Raw genomic sequence first — 18436 nt, forward strand, 5'->3', positions numbered from 1 at the left:
CTTTCAAACGTGTAAACAAAGGAAAAAAGTGACTCTTATAACCGCCGATTTTGTGCTGACATGTAACGAGGCGTTTGAGATCATCGAAGAGGGTGCGGTTTTGTTTGACAGCCACATTCTCGAAGTGGGAAAAAGTGAGGAACTCAAAGCCAAGCACCCCAATGTTACAGTGATCGAAACACCCAAGAACAGTGTCATCATGCCAGGGCTCATTAACAGCCATGTGCATTTAGAATTTAGTGCCAACCAAAGCATGCTTCGCTATGGCGATTTTATTCCATGGCTTCGTTCGGTCATTCAACACCGAGAGGAACTGAGTGCGCTTGCAACCACGGAGCTTATTACATGTAAACTTCAAGAGATGCTTAAAAGCGGTACAACTACCTTGGGTGCTATCAGCAGCTTTGGAGCTGACCTTGAAGCATGCGTTCAAACTCCTCAGCGTGTGGTTTATTTCAACGAAGTCTTAGGCTCAGTCCCCAGTGCAGTGGACGCTATGTATGGGGATTTTAGAGGGCGACTTGAAAGCTCTAAGGAGTTTACATGTAAACGTTTCATCCCTGCCGTTTCGGTGCATTCACCCTACTCAACACATCCTATTTTGGCTAGGAAAGCACTTCAAATAGCAAAAGAAGAAGGGTGTGTGGTCTCTACCCATTTCATGGAAAGCCCAGCGGAACGTGCTTGGATTGATGAAGGAAGTGGCGATTTTCAAACCTTCTTTAGTGCATTCAATCCTCATGCAAAACCGATGTGTAGTGCAGAGGAGTACCTTGAGCTGTTTTCACAAAACCCTACTCTTTTTACCCATGGAGTTCAAGCAAACGAGCAAGAGTTACATGTCATTGCGAATCAAAATGCAACGCTAACGCATTGTCCTGTTTCCAACCGACTTTTGGGTGTGGGAAAATTGGATATAAAAGCCGTGCAAAAACAGAATATCAACCTAACATTAGGAACCGATGGACTAAGCTCCAACATCTCTCTTAGCCTTTGGGATGAAATGAGAAGTAGCCTTATGATGCACCCTGAATTAGAACTTTCACACTTGGCTAAAACGCTTTTACAAAGCGTTACATGTAATGCGGCTCATGCCCTTAACGTTCCGTGTGGAAGGCTTGAAAAAGAGCTTTCGGCTGATCTTATCGTGGCAACCTTACCACAAGCGTGTGAAAGCGAAGATGTGGCTTTACAACTCATCTTGCATACGCACCAAACCCATTTAATTTTTATTGACGGAGAAAAACAATGTTAGACCTACTTAAAAAACCTTTTATCTGGATAGGTGCCGTTTTAAGCTATATCCAAAACCATTTTAAAGCAATGCTTTTCTTACTGCTTTTGGTACTCATTTTTGGATCACAAGAAGAGCTTAAAAATCCCAATCTTGCGATCATAAAAATCGAAGGTGAAATCTTAAATGTTCAAGAGATTTTAGAGGACATTGACAAAGCGGATAAAGACGAACACATCAAAGGCGTACTTTTACATGTAGACTCTCCCGGTGGTGCACTTGCCCCTTCTATAGAGCTTTCTATGGCAGTTAAACGCTTGGCACTGCACAAGCCTGTCGTGGCGTATGCAGCAGGAAGTATGACCAGTGGAAGTTACTACGCTTCCATTTGGGCAAATCACATCATTGCCAATCCTGGGGCATTTGTAGGCTCTATTGGTGTTCTTTTTCAAGCGCCTAATGTGGCGGAACTCGCTAAAAAATTAGGCATCTCAGAGCAGATTATTACCGCAGGTGAATACAAACAGATGGGAACGTTTACGCGTGAATGGACGCCTAAAGAAAAGGGTGCGCTTAAAGAGCTCATTGATGATGCGTATAGTTTATTTGTGAAAGATGTCGCTACGGCACGAGGACTTAATCTTGCAAAGCCTAATGAGTTTGCTAACGCACAAGTGTTTATTGCCAGTAAGGCACTTAACGTTCACTTGATTGATGAAATTGGCTCTGTCAAAGATGCCAAAGACAAAGTGGAAGAACTTGCTCAAGTCAAATCTGCCGTTTGGGAAAAACCTGACAAAATGGACAAATGGTTAAAAAAGTTAGAAAGTAGCTCAAAACTTCCTATTTTCAATTTGATGGGATACCTCAAATAAGCGCGTAATCGATTAGCAATCTTTCTCCTTTTAGGTTCAAAGATTGCTATCTCTTTGCTATCTGTTTTCGCATTCTCTTTCGTTCTTCATACCCCAATAAAAAAAAGATGCTTTCTTGGACATAATAAGTTATGGCTTCTTTTTCTTTTTCATCAAGCAGCTTGAACTCATAAGAACGAATTGTTTTGCCACAACCGTATAATTTTCCAAAACGATCTTCAAAATAAGCACCTCGAAACCATCCAATGTGTACGCCATTTTTACCTGTTTTCACATAACATATACCACCCACATCGGAAAAATAGGAGGTAATATATGGAGAATATTTTACCTTCACATCTTTGCCAATAAGCAACGTTATAAGCTCTATTGTCTCCAGAAACCGTTCTGCGTATTGGGATGAAATATCTTTATCGTACTGCACACCTAAACTCCCTAAAATAAATACAATTCATTATACTCCATAACTTTGCTATAATTTTTTGCTTTTGATATTTTTGTTAACGCAAGGAGAATCCATGAGCATTTATGATTTTGAAATTAAAACCATCAATGGTGACGTCATTTCAATGAGTGACTTCAAAAACAAAGTTTTACTCATCGTCAATGTTGCCAGTAAATGCGGTTTTACAAGCCAATATGAAGCACTTGAAGCCTTGTACCAAAAATATAAAGAGAGAGGTCTGGTTATTTTGGGCTTTCCCTGCAACCAGTTTTTAAACCAAGAACCTCTTGGGGAAGATGAGATTAAGGAGTTTTGCTCACTTACTTATGGTGTTACCTTTCCTATGTTTGCCAAAATTGACGTCAACGGCAAAAATACGCACCCCCTTTATAAATACCTCAAAGAAGCACAAAAAGGACTTTGGGGAAGTGAAGCCATCAAGTGGAATTTCACCAAATTTTTAGTCGATAAAAACGGACATGTGATTAACCGTTTTGCACCCGCAACGAAGCCCGAAGCACTTGAAGTCGATATTCTTGTCTATTTATAGCATTAAAGAAAATTTAACGATATAAAATCCTCCAAAAAGTAGCCATAAAAATAGAATTGCCGCTAAATAGATAGGTTTCATGCCCACATTTTTAAATTTATTGGCGCTGGTTTCCATACCTAAAGCGCTCATCGCCATCGTTAGAAGAAAGGTATCGATAGCATTGATGTCCGCCACTAAATTTAGAGGGACAAGGTTTAATGAGTTAAATCCTGCAACCCCAATAAATAAAACCGCAAACCAAGGAATCACAATTTTTGTTTTTTGCTTTTGAGTGACACTCTGCGTTGCACGTACCAACCAAAATCCTAAAATGACTAAAAAGGGTGCTAGAAGCATGACCCGTATCATCTTCACGATGACTGCTGTTTTTGTAGCTTCTGCGCCGAGTGCATTTCCAGCAGCAACAACATGCGCTACCTCATGGATCGTACCACCGATAAAAATACCCATCTGTTCAGGAAAGAGAGGGATGAACCCAGCTTTGTATAAAAAAGGGTATAAAAACATCGCTAATGTTCCAAACACCACAACCGTAGAGACAGCAATAGCGCTTTTATAGGGCTCTGCGTTAATGACAGGCTCTGTTGCTAACACGGCGGCTGCTCCACAAATGGAACTTCCCGCACTCGTTAAAATTGTCGTCTCTTTATCCAGTTTCAACCATTTTGTTCCTACAAAATACCCGATGATAAATGTAGAGCTAACAACAATAACACTTGTAAGCATGCCTGCTATTCCCACATCTTCAATATTTTGAAACGTTATTCTAAATCCATACAGAACAATGCCCAGCCGTAAAATCGTTTTGGTTGAAAATAAAATGCCAGCGATCCACTCTTTGGGAAGTTTGTTACGCAGTGTATTGGCGTAAATCATACCCAGAACAATACCAATAATCAAAGGGCTAATACCAAGGTGTTTGAAAAGTGCAAAATCTGAGAGATATATTGCACTCATAGAAAAAAGTGCTACAAATAAAATGCCACTCAAGGTATTAGTGCGATTTTCTTTTTGAAACATAGGCATCCTTGAAATTTTGAGCAAATTATAAAATCATTATTTTAATAAGTAAAATAAATTATATTCGTTATAATCATTAATATTTTTCATTAATAAGGCATCAAATGACACTTAAAGAACTGGCTATTTTTTACCATCTTTGCGAAGATTCCCATCTCTCAAACTTGGCGCAAAGGCTTGGCATCACCCAATCCGCCATCTCGCTAGCGATCAAGTCATTAGAACAAAAAATTGGAGAGCAACTTTTTGATCGTATCGGCAAAAAATTGATTCTTAATGAGATAGGAAGACTCTTTAAAGAAAAAACACACTCTCACTTTGTCGCCCTCAATGATGCGGAGGATTTTTTCAAAGACAGTAAAATTTCAGGTATCTTGAACATTGCATCCAGTAAAACCATAGGCGATTTTATGACACCCCAAATTGTCTTTGACTTTTTGACATTGCACGAACATGTTACCATTCAAAAAGACATTAAGAACTCTTCACAGATCATCCAAATGGTGAAAGATGCCGCTATTGATATAGGTTTTATCGAATCTTCTTGTGAAGATGCCGATATATGCAAAGAAGTCATTGGCGATGACCAACTCATTGTCGTCTCTGCAGATCCTTGCTTAGGGGAAGGGACTTTTTTTATTGATGAATTGTTTTTCAAAAAATGGATTTTACGTGAAAAAGGCTCAGGCACTAGAGAGGTTTTTTTAGATGCACTCGGTGTTATTGCCAAAGAGTTGAAAATCTTTATGGAATTTTCTGAATTTGAAGAAGCTAAAACTATATTGCTCAAAAATCCTCAAACCATTACATGTCTCTCAAGAGTTGCCGTAGAAAAAGAACTTTTAAGAGGCGAGTTATTTGAAGTCAAGCTTTTCAATTTAACCATTGAGCGTAAATTTTATATGATCTACAATAAAAATAAATATGCCAGTAAATTATTTACTGAGTTTAAACAGTTTGTCTGCTAAGTCAAAAACTCTAACCATTATAGAATTGAAAACTATTTTTTCCTTTTGACTTCGCAACGTACATAGCAGCATCAGCGGTACTCATAAGAGTACGTGTATCTTCTGCCCAAGAAGGGAAAAGACTAATCCCAATACTCGCACCAATTTTCACACAATGCCCATCAAGTGTGGTAGGCATCGAGAGGGCGTGAATGATTTTGGTAGCAAGTTCCTCTATAGGTTCATCTCCTGCCCTACTCTCTAAAATAATAGCGAACTCATCACCACCAATACGAAAAAAGCTATCGCTTTTTCTTAAACTATGGGCAAGCCGTTTGCCAACATCTTTTAAAAGCAAATCTCCCACGTGGTGCCCTAGCTTGTCATTGACGATTTTAAAATCATCTAAATCTATCATCATCAAGTAACAATACGAACCATATCTTGTTGCATTTTCGACGGCTTGAGTAATACGTTCTTCAAAAAAATGACGATTTGGCATACCTGTTACTCGATCATAATATGCCAATTGCTTCAAACTCAAATCGCGTTTGTTAATCTGTGACATCATCTCACCAAAAGCACGCGACAGACTCCCCACTTCATCTTTAGTCTCAATCGAAAATGTCGTTGAATCAGTTGAATAATCTTCATTTGTTGTAATACGTTGTGTCGCCGCCAAAAGGTATGTTAAAGGCTCTGTTATGGTTTTGCTAATGCGTGTTGCCACCCATCTTGCTAAATAAAATGCGATAACAGTAGCAAAGAAAGTACAAACGACATACCAATAAAGACGGTTGTAAAAACCATTGAGACTACTTTCCAAAATAAGTGTACCAACAGGCTGTGAACGCAAGAGAACAGGTTTACTAATGGTAATGGTTGTAGATGTTATGATTTCTAATGTCTGTTCAAGATTGACTGGAAATTGCTCTAAATCTTTGTTTTCTTTTTCACTTTTATGGTAATGTGCCAACATCGTTCCATCGGCTAAAATCAGATGTGCTTCCAGCATATCTTGCGCACCAACAAGTGCAGATAAAGTCTCTTCCGCTGCCTTTTTATCTTGAAAGGCAACAGCGGCAGCGGAGCTATCGCGTATAATGTCTGCTTGCACACGAATTTCTTGGAGTGTTGCATTTTGGATAGCTTTATACTCATACGCAAGCATAATGATAACAACAGGAACTAACGCTATCATAATGCCTATTACATTGGAGTAGATAAGTTTTTTTTGAATAGGTTGCTTACTTAACCACTTTTGAATAAACATGACTATTTCACTTTTTTTGCTAGGTTTAACAACCTAGAGCTTAAATTGAGATTTGCCTCTTTGAGTGCTTTAGTGTTTATGGTAAATGACAACCTCTCATTATCTTGAAGAATGACAATATGATACCCTTTTACGTTTGCGTTATCGGTTACGATCAGTATAGGCAATCCTGCAATCTCTTCTATCATTTTTTGTTCTTTTTGATGTTCATTTTCACCAATAAAAACAATATGGCATTTTTTAGCTTCTTGGGGTGATGTTATAAAAATGGTTTTAATGGTTTGCTCACCTATTTTTTTATTTTCCAAGGCATCAAGTGCGGCACCAAAAGCATCTTGTCCATAAAGACAAAGGTTAAAATTACCTTTTTGTTTCTCTTCTGGCCAATCTGTCAGCAATGCAAAATTGTAAAGATACGCTGCTTTAATGGTATATTCTGGCAAAGCATCTGCTTTGAGGATTGATGAGCATACCCCCATGATAAGTATGATAAAGGTTAGTATCTGTTTCATTTGAAGGTGTACTCCAATTGAAGCCAGAAGGTACGGCCCGATTGTTTAAGAAGCATCTGATTATCAAACTGAGGAACAATAACATCACCATAATTTTTATCAAAAACATTGTGTACCAAAAAATTCACATCAAGATTGGGAGCTATATGGTGAGCCAGTAAATTGATATTGGTTAAAACATATCCTGGAGCATACTCATCTCTAGTGGCTGTATAAAGAGGACGAGAACCAAGATACTGCATCTCTAAGCCCATACGTACCTGTTCATTTAATACAGGAGTTGAAAGATTAAATTTCGCAATATGAGAAGGCGCATTAACAAGCGTTAGTCCTGTATCTTTTTCTTCGGCATTTTGCCATGTAAAACTTGTACGAACACGCGTGCCATCATTCCAGTGTTTTTCAAGCTCTATCTCCGCTCCACGTGTTATGATATCTGGCAGTATGGTAGATCCGATACGATCACTAATGTGGTAACGATACAACGAACCAAGTAATTTTGTCTCATATCCAAGTTTTTGCTCTAGCACAAACTCTAATGCTCTTGACTTTTCTGGATTTGTATAGACTTTATTTGTGTTGGCTCCGTCCTGAGGTGTTGCTTGACGATTTGATTTTCCAGCGGAGAGTTTTAAAACAGTCGTATTCAAAGGTTTCCAAATTACTGCAGCATGTGGAGAGAGCGCATGTGTATCATTGTCGCTATTTTCATAACGCGCTCCATAATTAAAGCTTAGGGTTCGCGTAAGTGAAAAATCATCATAGACATAAAGACTGTATGTTTTTCGAGGATTAACTTCACCAGAAGAAGGGTATTCTATTTCATTAGTTGTTGTGTTGGTATAATAATCATACCAACTCCATTCATAATCATGACGGTACTCTGTACCCAAAGAGAGCACATGATTATCAAACCAAGTCCCAATAAGTTTTACATCACCACCATTCCAACGTGCATTTATTCCCCCATTATAAGTATCGCCATAGCTAATCCAAGATGTCGGATCAAAAGTTTTATAAATATACGCTCCTGCCCAGATCGAAGATGAGAGCTTTGTATTTTTCGAAAGGTCTACATCATACTTCAATCGAACAAACTGATTTTTATCGGTACCATGTAAAGGGTCGCCATCTATCGCTGTAGACGGATACGATGGAATATTAAGATTTCGTTTGACATAAGCAGCCATGAGGGAAAAATTTTCATAACTTGCTTTAAAAAGTAAACGTTTGTTGTCTTCAGCATTATCGCCTTTTTGCTCAATTGTACCTAAGATACTATCGTTGTATGAGAAGTCACGACCATGAGTGCTAAACGTCGAGACAGAGAGTAAAAAATCCGCCCCATTTTCAAATCGCTCACCTACAGTAGCTCGTTGCTGATGACTTTTGTAACTCCCATAACCTAAGGCTACTTGCGTACCATCAAAATCACTCCCTTTTTTAGTGATGATGTTAATAGCACCAAGAAGAGCGCCATTGCTATAACCTGAACTACCACCTCCTGGAATATACTCAACCCGTTCAATCAACGCAACATCTAAAATACCATCATTACCCAAATACGCCTGACCATAAAAACTATCATCTGCACGATACCCATCAATAAGCACAATAATACGCCCAGCGTATTCACCTGGGCTACTAAAGCCTCGTCCAGCAAGGAATGAGTATTCATAATCGTGCGATACGCTTAACCCACGCATACTGGACAAAATATCACCTAATGTACGATACCCATAATCTTTAATATCTTGAGCAGTAACGATAGAAACAGCAGAAGTGGCATTACTAATTTGATTGGCAATATGGCTTGCGGGAATGTATTTTGTTTCTACAAGTTCTTCAAGAGGAATCGTCGTCGCATCCATAGACTTATTGCTTTGGGCCATCAACGATGTTACTAACAGTGGTAATAACAGAGAAAAGCTACGTTTTTTAGCGTGCAAACGTACCTTTTTTTTGTATGACATCACTCAACCTACTTGTATTTGTATTGTATTTGAAAAATTACAGAAATATCTTCTTGCAAATACTAATAATTCTAACAAAACAATGGTCACATAACAGTCACTTCCATTGAAGCATCCCGTCACTATTGAGTGATTTAGTCATAAAAACTTTGCTATAATGGTAAAAAGAGAAGCTATGAAAGACCTTATCCAAAAACTCCCCAAAGCAGAACTTCACCTGCATATCGAAGGTTCACTTGAACCTGGGCTTATGTTTGATTTAGCCCTTAAAAACAGTATTTCTATTCCTTATAAAAGCGTTGAAGAGGTTCGTAATGCCTATAACTTTACCTCATTGCAATCGTTCTTAGATATCTACTATGCGGGGGCAAATGTACTCATAACTGAATCTGATTTTTTTGATTTGACATGGGCATATCTTCTTACATGTAAAGCGCAAAATGTTGTTCATACCGAGATTTTTTTCGACCCTCAAACGCATACTAACCGAGGCATTGCATTTAAAACGGTGGTAGAAGGCATCACAAAAGCACTTCAAAAAGCTGAAAAGGAACTAGGCATTAGCTCTTTTCTCATTATGTGTTTTTTACGCCATCTGAGTGAAGCAGAAGCCTTTGAAACCTTGAAGCAATCGTTGCCATTCAAAGATAAAATACTAGGGATTGGACTTGATTCAAGTGAAGTGGGACATCCACCATCCCAGTTTGAACGTGTCTTTGAAGAGGCACGAAAAATTGGTTATAAAATCGTTGCTCACGCAGGCGAAGAGGGTGATAGTTCCTATATTTGGGAAGCAATCAATCTTTTACATGTAGAGCGAATTGATCACGGCATTCGCTGTGACGAAGATGAAAAACTGCTCGATTTTATCATCAAAAAGCAGATACCCCTCACTGTCTGTCCACTCTCCAATGTAAAACTTAGGGCTGTCAAATCAATGGATCAACACAATATCTTAAAGCTTTTACATAAAGGTGTTTTAGTTACGGTCAATTCGGATGATCCAGCTTACTTCGGTGGGTATATCAATGAGAACTATGAAGCACTTGAAGAGAATCTACATGTCAACAAAGAAGAGCTCAAAACGTTAGCCAAAAACAGTTTTAAAGCTTCATTTTTAAGTGAAGAGAGAAAGAGACACTTCATTGAGCTTATAGCACAGTATTAAAAGGGCAAAACTGCCCTTTTAGAGTTTTGATTCACAAAAAGATACAACGTTTTTCCCTGCTTCTTTAGCTTTGTACATTGCAGCATCTGCTTGTTTTAAAAGATCGTCAAGGCTTCCTTCTTCACTATTAAAAACCAATACACCAATACTCGCAGTGCAACTATGTTCAACAAAATATTCTTCATTTCTATTATGCGATACATTAAGCATGTAAAGCGCTGACAAACTCTGGCGAATTTTTTCTGCTACCTTTTGTGCTTGCCAAACTGATTCGTTTTTCTCTTCATGAAGTGCGTTGAGGATAACAACAAATTCATCCCCTCCAAAACGTGCTATGGTATCTATTTCACGGACACACAGTTTGAGTCTATCTGCTACCTGACACAACAGTAAATCACCAATGCTATGTCCATGCGTGTCGTTAAGTGATTTAAAATTATCCAAATCAAGGAAAAGCAGTGCTGCGTATTTATGATTGCGTTTTATTTCAGCTAACGTATAATTTAAACGCTCACTTAATAAAAGACGGTTTGGCAATTTCGTTAAAGGATCGTAAAATGCTAATTGCTGCACTTTTTCTTGCATTGTTTTTCGCTCAGTGACTTCTCTTGTAATGCCATGAAAGCCTATGATTTCACCTTTATCGTTTCGTTCTGGTTTTGATATAATCTCACCCCAAATCAACCTACCATCTTTACATTGGTGCTGAATTTCATACGTCACAAAATCTGTATGAATTCCTTTTTGTTCCGCTTCATATCGTTGCTTTAATTTTTCGGAGATTGTTGCAACTCCCTCGGCAGAAAACATTTCAAAAGCATGATGCCCTATCACTTCATCGGCTCTATAACCTCTAAATTTCTCATCAGCTGGGCTAATATAGGTGATCACCAAATTACGATCTGTTTTCCAAATAACGTCGGTGACTTCTTCGGTAAGGCGTCTATAAAGCTCTTCACTCTCTCTTAGTTTTGTCGCAACCATGCTCTTTTCAATCGCAATACTCGCAAGATTGGCGGATTGCTCTATCAGGATTATATCGACCTTGGTAGGAGATTTAGGGTTTGCATGATAGATCGCAAATGTTCCCAATACACTTCCATCAGATGATAAAATCGGTTCTGACCAACACGACTGTAGTCCTGCGCGTAATGCTATCTCTTTGTATGCTTTCCAATAAGGATGTGTTGCTATATCTTCAACAACCACGCGCTCTTTAAGATACGCGGCTGTTCCACAAGAGCCTACTCCTCTACCGATCTGAACGCCTTTTATGGCTTCATTGTAAAAATCAGGTAAGCTTGGTGCGATCACTTGCGAAAACAGTTGAGCTTCTTTATCAAGCAAAAGAATGCTGCAAAACATGCTGGGGTTTTGTTCCTCAACTTCTTTTACAATAGTCCCTAAAACTGTAGACAAAGGTACCATCTTTGCAATCATTTCTAAAATATTATTTTGGTAATGTTCACGCATCTCCGCTGCTTTACGATTTTTGATTTCACATCGTAATCTGTAATACCAATAACCAAAAAGCATGAATAAGCCTATAAGCCCTACGCTGTATTTGAAAATGGTCTCAGCACGAATACCTTGTTCTATCCTCATGCCAATCCAACGATTAAAAATAATATCTGATTCTTCAGCCGAAATAGAAGCCATAGCTTTAGTCATGATTGAAGCAAGTTCAGGATGGCTTTTTGAAAAGGCAAAACGATGCTGACTTAAAAATTCTGTTTGACCCGAGATACGAAGTTTTGTAAGACCATTATTTTTAATCACATAGTTAATAGCACTCATATCACCGACATACGCATCTGCTTTTCCATCTATCACCAAGTTTAAAGCATCTAATATATTATTGGCTAAGACTAACTGTATTTTGGGGTATTTTGTTTCGATTAGCTCTTGCGTAAAGTAGCCTTTTTCAACAGCAACACGCTTTCTTGCTAAGTGCGCTAAACTACCTATAAATTCACCTTCGCCATTGTCGACAATCATGCTCTGAGTATCGCGATAAGGCTCAGAAAAGATAAAATATTTTAAACGCTCGGGTGTTTGAACGATGCTGGTCAAAACGTCTATTTCACCTTTTTTCGCTAGTTCAACAACCTCAGACCACGATTTTCCTTTAACAATTTCAAAGTGAATACCTAGTTTTTGTTCCAAAAGATGTAGGTAATCAACTGCCATACCAACATAATTTCCATTTTGATTGACCCATTCATAAGGAGCATACTCAGAATCCATTCCAACATGTATGGTTCGATGTGTTTGAAGCCATGCTTTTTCACTGTCACTGAGTTTGAGATTGTTGGTTGTTGATACAGAAGTAGGCTCCGCAAAAAGACTCAAAGGTATTAACAAAAAAATAAACAGATGAAAAAGAGAAAACTTCATGATTGTTCTCGTCTTTATGGTGTACTCCTCATTAAAAGTAACTCCTTAATTTAACTCAGTCTAGTTTAATTGTACTTATCAAATGTTTTAAGAAACCTGAATCTTTAATGAATTATCACTCTTAATAGCATTGTCTATTTGAGGGTTTAATGGTTAAGCCTACATAACAATTTTTCAGAGGGAATACTCCTTGCAACTGAACATCATTGTCACAACTAAAGGAGTACAAAATGGATGAAAAAGAGCTCAAAAAAGAGTTAGCAAGACTCAAGCGTTTAGCGGTTGAAATAGCCGGTGAAATTCACGATATTGTCGAAGATACGCTTTGGGTAAAATATAATGAACTTCCCATTCTTTCAGCAAAGATAGTCGAAGCCATCAAAGAGGCAGAAGCGTTTAAAGAAGCGCACCGTCTTTAATGTGCGAGAATCCAATTGGAAATTTTCGTAACCGCTTCTTGCTCAACACCATTAAATCCATGATACCCAAAGGCATTACAAGGATCGCCCTTTGTTTGCCCGCCTTCAATGGCTAAAAGCTCTTTGGTAGAGGTCGATGTCAATTTATTCATTAACGAAGGGGTAAGGTCAAACGAACAGAGAGAGCAACCATCGTTTCGATGATGCACCACCAAAACCGGCATTTGAAGTCTCTCTAGCTTCATTTCTGGCACCGCATTGCTTTTAGCATCGCTCAAAATGGAAGAAGTCAGCACGATACCATGAATATCGCTTGAATTTTCGGTTGCAATGTACGCAACCGATTGTGTGCCTCGACTTGTCCCCACAAGCCAAATGGGCGCCGTTGTTTGTGTTTTAACCCACGCAAGAACAGCGTTTATATCTTGTACATGCTCTTTGGTTTGACGAAACCCACTCAAGTAAGGCTCATGTTGGCGATCGCTTGGTGCGTCCACGATGACCACCATCAACTCCTCTTTAGCAAAAAGCTCACGGCTGCGCGTTAAAAAATTACCCTCACCCCAGCCAAACTTTCCCTCACTTGAGAGTTGAAGACCACCATGCCCTCCTGCAAAGAGAACCACAACAGCCTTAAAGGATTCAGGCGTTAAGACTAAAAGACGCTCACTGACACTGCTTCGGGTTGGAACATCAATAATACGCGATGTAACATCTGCAAACAACGAAAGGACTGTTAAAACGAAGATGGCAAGAAAACGCATCTATGACTCCTTGGTGAGGACTTTTTTCTCTAATGCTTTGGCTTTTAGAATGGTGTGGGGTGTTTGAAGCTCAAAAATTTCACCCTCAGCTATTTTTTCAAGGGCAATTTTTTTACCTTTTTGAACGACCTGTGCATAACACTCTTTTTGTTCGCGTGTCGGCTCTTTGGAATTTAGGGCAATCGTGTAGGAAGAGAGTAGTTGCTCTTTTTTAGCGAGATTTTGTCTGGTTTGAAAATGGATCTGTTCTTTGAGTAGATGGACGTGGCGTGACTTTTCGCGGTACAAAAGAGCGATTTTATCGTTGTATTGACTGCGTAAAATTGCTATCTCGTTTTTCCACAAAGAGAGTTTCTCATCGATGGAGCGTTTGGCAAAAAGGCGAGTCAGATGCGTCAAACTCTCATCTTTAGAGCGTAAAATGCGACCAAAAACTAGAGTGTACCGCTCCATCATACCATCAATGCGTTGCAACATTTCGGCACTATCAGGCAATATCATCTCCATAGCCGCAGAAGGTGTTGGCGCTCTTAAGTCGGCTACAAAATCGCTGATAACATAGTCTATCTCATGCCCTACTGCGGAGACGATAGGTGTTTTACATGTAAACAAAGCGTCGGCTACAATTTCTTCATTAAATGCCCACAAATCTTCCACACTACCACCGCCTCGTCCGACGATAATAACATCAGCCCCAAGGGCGTCTGCACGTGCAATATTTTCAGCAATGGAAAATTTCGCACCCTCACCTTGAACGAGGGTATCGAGCAGAGTGATTTTCACCAATGGCCAACGCTTCGTTGCAACACGAAGCATATCTTGAAGTGCTGCTCCCGTACCTGAAGTCACAAGTGCTATATGGTTAACGAAGCGAGGTAAAGACTTTTTACGCTCTGCTTCAAAGTAGCCTTTGGCTCCTAGTTTGACTTTAAGCTGCTCGTATGCCTTGGCTAATGCGCCACTGCCTGCTGGCTCCATCATCGTACAGTTGATTTGATAGGTTCCGCGCGGTGAGAAAACGGAAATGGAGCCATGAACAACCACCGCCATTCCCTCTTCCACTTGAAATTTTAAGGTTTTGGTATTACCTTTAAACATCACACAAGAGATGGAAGAGTCGGCATCTTTAAGGGTAAAATAGAGGTGCCCTGAGCTGTGATACGTAGGTCTGGAAACCTCACCTTCCACACTTACATGTAAAAAAGTGGTTTCCAATAATGACTTGATTTGGTTGTTTAAACTTGAGACACTAAGGGTTTGGCTCATTAGCGTTTTTTAGCAATGACCAACGTCGAAATATCCATCGAAAAGCTTTTGACAAATTCCGTTTCAAAACCAGCAATATCAAGCTCTTTTTGAAGCATGGAAGGGGTTAAAAAGCCTTCAATGGAGTTTGGAAGATACTCATAGGCTGCTTTGTTTTTAGAGATAATGCCACCCAAAATTGGTAAAACTTTATTGAGGTAAAAATCTTTGATGGCAAAGAAAAAGCCTTTTTTCTCATCTTTGGTAAATTCTAAAATGACCACATAACCATCTTTTTTGACAACACGCGCAAACTCGCTAAAGGCTTCTTGGCGTCTAACAACATTACGAATGCCATAGCTGATGCTTAAGATGTCGGCACTTTCATTCGGAAGTGGAATTTCAGTCGCTTCAGAGATCACAAATTCAAACTCGGGAAATTTTTGTTTGCCCACATCGGTCATACCAACAGAAGGGTCAACGCCTAAAATTTTGCCGATCTCGCGCCCTGCTTTTTTGGCCTGCTTTGCCCAATAACCCATCATGTCGCCCGTACCACATGCCACATCAACGATAAGATTAATCGGTTTAGTGTAACGTGCAAAGGTCTCATCGCAAGCCGTTTTGCGCCATTGAATATCAATGCCCATACTTAAAACACGGTTAGCAGTATCATAAGTGCCTGCAATCTCATCAAACATTTGAACAATTTTTTGTTGCTTGTTGTCGTTATTCTCCAAAACAATTCCTACATGTAAAATATATTGCCAAATGGATTGGCGAACTTGAGCATTTTATAGTACCAAACTGTTCTGCCTCGCAAGAGGCAAGCTTCAGTACCTAGTGTAACGTAGCTTCTCAAGCTTTGCTTGAAAAGCGTGTCAAATGTTAAAACAATCCTGCCACTTGTTGTGCGATTTTATCTTCCAAGATTGGGGTTGCTTCATACAAGGTGAGATTCATTTTAGTGGCTTCTGCAAACATCATTGTTTTATGCTCTATAAAATCACTCTCATACGATTGTGAATTTGAAGAGTAGGTATTGCTGTACATTTTACCACTTGCATCGGCATCACGAATTGGCCCACCAAAACTGTTCATTGTACCTGATTTTTGACCATCACGAATGCCAGCTTGTCCGCCTACAGTACCTGTATTTGCCATAACTTTGCCTTTGGCTTTTTCACGAATGACGATGTCCACTTGCATTTGGAAAATGGTGTCTTCGGTTGCTTTTCCTATCAATCCACCTACAACGGCACCACCCAATCCTGCAAGTGCCATGCTTTTACCGTTACTACCCGAATTTGCAATAGCGCCCGCGGCGCCGCCCATCACAGCGCCACTAGCAACGTTATTTTCGCTCTTTTTGTTACAGAACAAGATGTTTGTCATGAGCACATACGTTGCCATTTCAGGATCATCCACGATGGTGTATCCTTTAGCATACAATGCTTGAATAATGCGGTTCTCTAAGTTAATCGGAGCCCCACTGGTATTTTTAGTCGAAATAAAAATCGTTCGCTTATCTTTTGCCACAGGGTTTATAAAAACACTCTGTGTCATACGAGCACTTGTCTGAAGTTCACTTGTGGCACAACCACTCATTAAAATAAGCGCAGCACTGAGCGCAAGACCTACATGTAATGTTTTTTTCATTGTTTATCCTTATTTAAAAAATAGGTGCGATATTGTATCGCATTATCCCAAACTATTACTAAAATAGTACTCTATTAATTCAAACAAAATGTTAATAAAGCGCCTTTTTAAGCCTTTTAGCGATGCGAAATTCCTCTTTTTTGAGGTACTTCTTCACAAAGAAAAGCAGTGGCATTTCACTCTTTTTCAAAAGGTAAAAACCACTCTGTTCACGCAGGAAAAAAACCATATCTAACAGCAAAGTTGTATAGGCATGACTTTGCACGAATTTGAGCAATACCGCTCTATCTTCACTCAGCAATGGCTCAAATGCTTTTGCCATTCGCTCTCGCATCACCTCATCAAAAACGCTACTGCCAATACTTAAAATATAACGTATATTTTCAGCTATTTTGCAGAGATTTTTAGGCGCTTTGGCGTCATCGTCTAACAGCAATATCACTTCATGTTTTAAAAACTGCATTTCACGAAATAAAAGCACTTTGAGAACTTTTTGAGTACTCATGCCAGAAGAAAAAGCAAAATCAAAGGGATGTATCCCTAGTTTGTCGCACTTTTTATAAACATCTAAAAGCGAAAAATCATAATTTTGAGGAAGTCCAAATAAAGAAAGATAGCGTTTTTTATAGCGTTTATCACCACTCACATCGGCACATAAAAAATCTTCCAAATCTTTTTCAAAGTCATCAATCTCCCCCAGACTCTCAAAACGAACCCCTAAAACAGCTAGACGATCTGAGGCATGGGGATGATTTTCGACAAAAAGCTGTTGAAGATTTTTTTTATAAGAAGGGAAAGTGGTGAGGATACACTTCACCACCTCCTTTGGGTTTTGAATAAGATAGCGTCTTTTAAAAGTGCATTTTTTCACATGTCAGCTTTTAGAACTGCTTTTCCATGACAGGAATGACCTGTTTTTTACGACTCAGCACACCATCTACCCACATTTCATGGTTGACAAGTTTTGTATTGAAGGCACTTTCGACTTTACTCTCATCATCGCTCACCACTAAAAATTGTGAGCCTTCAATCATAATGTCTGTGAGAAGAAGCATCACAGTATGGCGACCACCCTCTTCTTTGTACGCTTTCATATCGGCAAACAGAGCCTCTTTCATGCCATCAAAGACTTTAAGATCAACCACTTCAAGTTGACCAATACCGATTTTGTTGCCACCCATTTCAAAGTCTTTGTAATCACGAAGGAGCAATGCTCTTGGCGTTGCACCAACCACCGCAGATTTGACCAAAAACATCTCCATACCCAATGCTTTAAAGTCTTCGACACCCGCAATAACGGCGAGTTCTTTAACTGCTTTGGTATCGACTTTGGTGCAGGTTGGTGATTTGAAAAGGACTGTGTCACTTAAAATGGCCATCATCATTGCACCCGCAATATTTTTAGGAATTTCAATTTTATAGTGATCAAACATCTCTTTAACAATCGTATTTGTGCAACCCACAGGGCGAATCCAGCACTCAAGGGGTGTGGTTGTAGTGATGTCACCAAGTTTATGATGATCGACAATACCTAAAATGTTCGTCTCTTTGAGATTGTGTGGTGCTTGCGCGAGATCAGAATAATCGGTAATGTAAAGATTATCGCCTGAAAAATCATTTTTAAGAAGCGGTTTTTCAAGCCCAAATGTCTTTAAAATAAACTCTGTCTCAGGGCTTAACTCGCCTTGACGTGCAGGAATACACGGCTCTCCTAATTGTGTTTTAAGATATGAAAGAGAGATTGCTGATACAACAGAATCAGAATCGGGATTAATATGTCCACATGCATACGTTTTCATGGAAAATTCCTTTAGTATTTTTACATGTAATTATAGCCGATTGTCCCCATTTTTTGAAATAATCCCTCTTAAAACTTTGTTGTCATTTTTATTTAACACAAATTTTATACTTCCTTATAATAATTTAGTTTCAATTTGTTATAAGGATCATAT

The 18436-nt window shown here is 39.1% G+C and carries 18 protein-coding genes; 6 read left to right on the top strand and 12 right to left on the bottom strand.

What is annotated here, in order from left to right; all coding sequences use genetic code 11:
- Positions 1-28 precede the first annotated feature (28 nt).
- Positions 29-1255 carry an aminofutalosine deaminase family hydrolase gene (gene mqnF / locus N0B29_RS02755; RefSeq protein WP_263832157.1) on the top strand — a complete coding sequence of 409 codons (1227 nt, stop codon included), beginning with the start codon at positions 29-31 and terminating at the stop codon, positions 1253-1255.
- Entirely contained in the window at positions 1249-2109 is an 861-nt protein-coding gene (gene sppA / locus N0B29_RS02760; RefSeq protein WP_263832158.1) for a signal peptide peptidase SppA, read from the top strand. The genes mqnF and sppA overlap by 7 nt, the downstream gene beginning before the upstream one ends.
- Before the next feature lie 46 nt (positions 2110-2155).
- Here the strand turns inward: sppA and N0B29_RS02765 are convergent, their stop codons facing one another.
- The gene (locus N0B29_RS02765) at positions 2156-2533 is read right to left on the bottom strand and encodes a hypothetical protein (protein ID WP_263832159.1); all 378 of its coding nucleotides are present in this window, start codon (positions 2531-2533) and stop codon (positions 2156-2158) included.
- Between the two features lie 94 nt (positions 2534-2627).
- On the opposite strand from N0B29_RS02765, the gene N0B29_RS02770 reads away from it, so the two are divergent.
- Positions 2628-3104 (top strand): glutathione peroxidase, encoded by a 477-nt coding sequence (locus N0B29_RS02770; RefSeq protein WP_263832160.1) that lies wholly within the window; start codon positions 2628-2630, stop codon positions 3102-3104.
- Here the strand turns inward: N0B29_RS02770 and N0B29_RS02775 are convergent.
- Positions 3099-4127, bottom strand: a complete 1029-nt coding sequence (locus N0B29_RS02775; RefSeq protein WP_263832161.1) for a YeiH family protein — start codon at positions 4125-4127, stop codon at positions 3099-3101. The two genes, N0B29_RS02770 and N0B29_RS02775, sit on opposite strands and share 6 nt — an antisense overlap.
- A 104-nt stretch (positions 4128-4231) precedes the next feature.
- Between N0B29_RS02775 and N0B29_RS02780 the strand changes: the two genes are divergently transcribed.
- Positions 4232-5095 carry a LysR family transcriptional regulator gene (locus tag N0B29_RS02780; RefSeq protein ID WP_263832162.1) on the top strand — a complete coding sequence of 288 codons (864 nt, stop codon included), beginning with the start codon at positions 4232-4234 and terminating at the stop codon, positions 5093-5095.
- Between the two features lie 10 nt (positions 5096-5105).
- On the opposite strand, the gene N0B29_RS02785 is transcribed toward N0B29_RS02780, so the two are convergent.
- Genes N0B29_RS02785 through N0B29_RS02795 form a run of 3 tightly spaced genes read right to left on the bottom strand, consistent with a single transcriptional unit; the run spans position 5106 to position 8832 of the window.
- Positions 5106-6347: a sensor domain-containing diguanylate cyclase gene (locus N0B29_RS02785; RefSeq protein ID WP_263832163.1), complete on the bottom strand. Its 1242-nt coding sequence runs from the start codon at positions 6345-6347 to the stop codon at positions 5106-5108.
- A gap of 2 nt (positions 6348-6349) precedes the next feature.
- Positions 6350-6859: a YfiR family protein gene (locus tag N0B29_RS02790; RefSeq protein ID WP_263832164.1), complete on the bottom strand. Its 510-nt coding sequence runs from the start codon at positions 6857-6859 to the stop codon at positions 6350-6352.
- A complete protein-coding gene (locus N0B29_RS02795; RefSeq protein ID WP_263832165.1) occupies positions 6856-8832 on the bottom strand; it encodes a TonB-dependent receptor plug domain-containing protein in 1977 nt (658 codons plus the stop codon). The genes N0B29_RS02790 and N0B29_RS02795 overlap by 4 nt, the downstream gene beginning before the upstream one ends.
- 175 nt (positions 8833-9007) lie before the next feature.
- Here N0B29_RS02795 and N0B29_RS02800 point away from each other — a divergent pair, with 175 nt between their 5' ends.
- Positions 9008-10000, top strand: coding sequence for an adenosine deaminase (locus N0B29_RS02800; RefSeq protein ID WP_263832166.1), 993 nt, complete (start codon positions 9008-9010; stop codon positions 9998-10000).
- An 18-nt stretch (positions 10001-10018) separates the two neighbouring features.
- Here N0B29_RS02800 and N0B29_RS02805 read toward each other — a convergent pair whose 3' ends face one another.
- Entirely contained in the window at positions 10019-12397 is a 2379-nt protein-coding gene (locus N0B29_RS02805) for a diguanylate cyclase domain-containing protein (protein ID WP_263832167.1), read from the bottom strand.
- Positions 12398-12627: 230 nt separating this feature from the next.
- Here N0B29_RS02805 and N0B29_RS02810 point away from each other — a divergent pair, with 230 nt between their 5' ends.
- Positions 12628-12816: a CCE_0567 family metalloprotein gene (locus tag N0B29_RS02810; protein WP_263832168.1), complete on the top strand. Its 189-nt coding sequence runs from the start codon at positions 12628-12630 to the stop codon at positions 12814-12816.
- Here the strand turns inward: N0B29_RS02810 and N0B29_RS02815 are convergent.
- The 6 genes from N0B29_RS02815 to N0B29_RS02840 form a co-directional block, all read right to left on the bottom strand.
- The gene (locus N0B29_RS02815) at positions 12813-13580 is read right to left on the bottom strand and encodes an alpha/beta hydrolase (RefSeq protein ID WP_263832169.1); all 768 of its coding nucleotides are present in this window, start codon (positions 13578-13580) and stop codon (positions 12813-12815) included. The genes N0B29_RS02810 and N0B29_RS02815 overlap by 4 nt on opposite strands.
- Entirely contained in the window at positions 13581-14846 is a 1266-nt protein-coding gene (gene xseA / locus N0B29_RS02820; RefSeq protein WP_263832170.1) for an exodeoxyribonuclease VII large subunit, read from the bottom strand.
- Entirely contained in the window at positions 14846-15565 is a 720-nt protein-coding gene (ubiE, locus tag N0B29_RS02825) for a bifunctional demethylmenaquinone methyltransferase/2-methoxy-6-polyprenyl-1,4-benzoquinol methylase UbiE (protein ID WP_263832171.1), read from the bottom strand. The genes xseA and ubiE overlap by 1 nt, the downstream gene beginning before the upstream one ends.
- 148 nt (positions 15566-15713) lie before the next feature.
- On the bottom strand, positions 15714-16484 hold the full coding sequence (locus N0B29_RS02830; RefSeq protein ID WP_263832172.1) for a complement resistance protein TraT: 771 nt from the start codon (positions 16482-16484) through the stop codon (positions 15714-15716).
- A gap of 91 nt (positions 16485-16575) precedes the next feature.
- The gene (locus tag N0B29_RS02835) at positions 16576-17301 is read right to left on the bottom strand and encodes a hypothetical protein (RefSeq protein ID WP_263832173.1); all 726 of its coding nucleotides are present in this window, start codon (positions 17299-17301) and stop codon (positions 16576-16578) included.
- 64 nt (positions 17302-17365) lie between these two features.
- Positions 17366-18283: a manganese-dependent inorganic pyrophosphatase gene (locus N0B29_RS02840; RefSeq protein WP_263832174.1), complete on the bottom strand. Its 918-nt coding sequence runs from the start codon at positions 18281-18283 to the stop codon at positions 17366-17368.
- Between the last annotated feature and the right edge of the window lie 153 nt (positions 18284-18436).

The sequence above is a fragment of the Sulfurospirillum oryzae genome (assembly GCF_025770725.1).
GTDB lineage: Bacteria > Campylobacterota > Campylobacteria > Campylobacterales > Sulfurospirillaceae > Sulfurospirillum > Sulfurospirillum oryzae.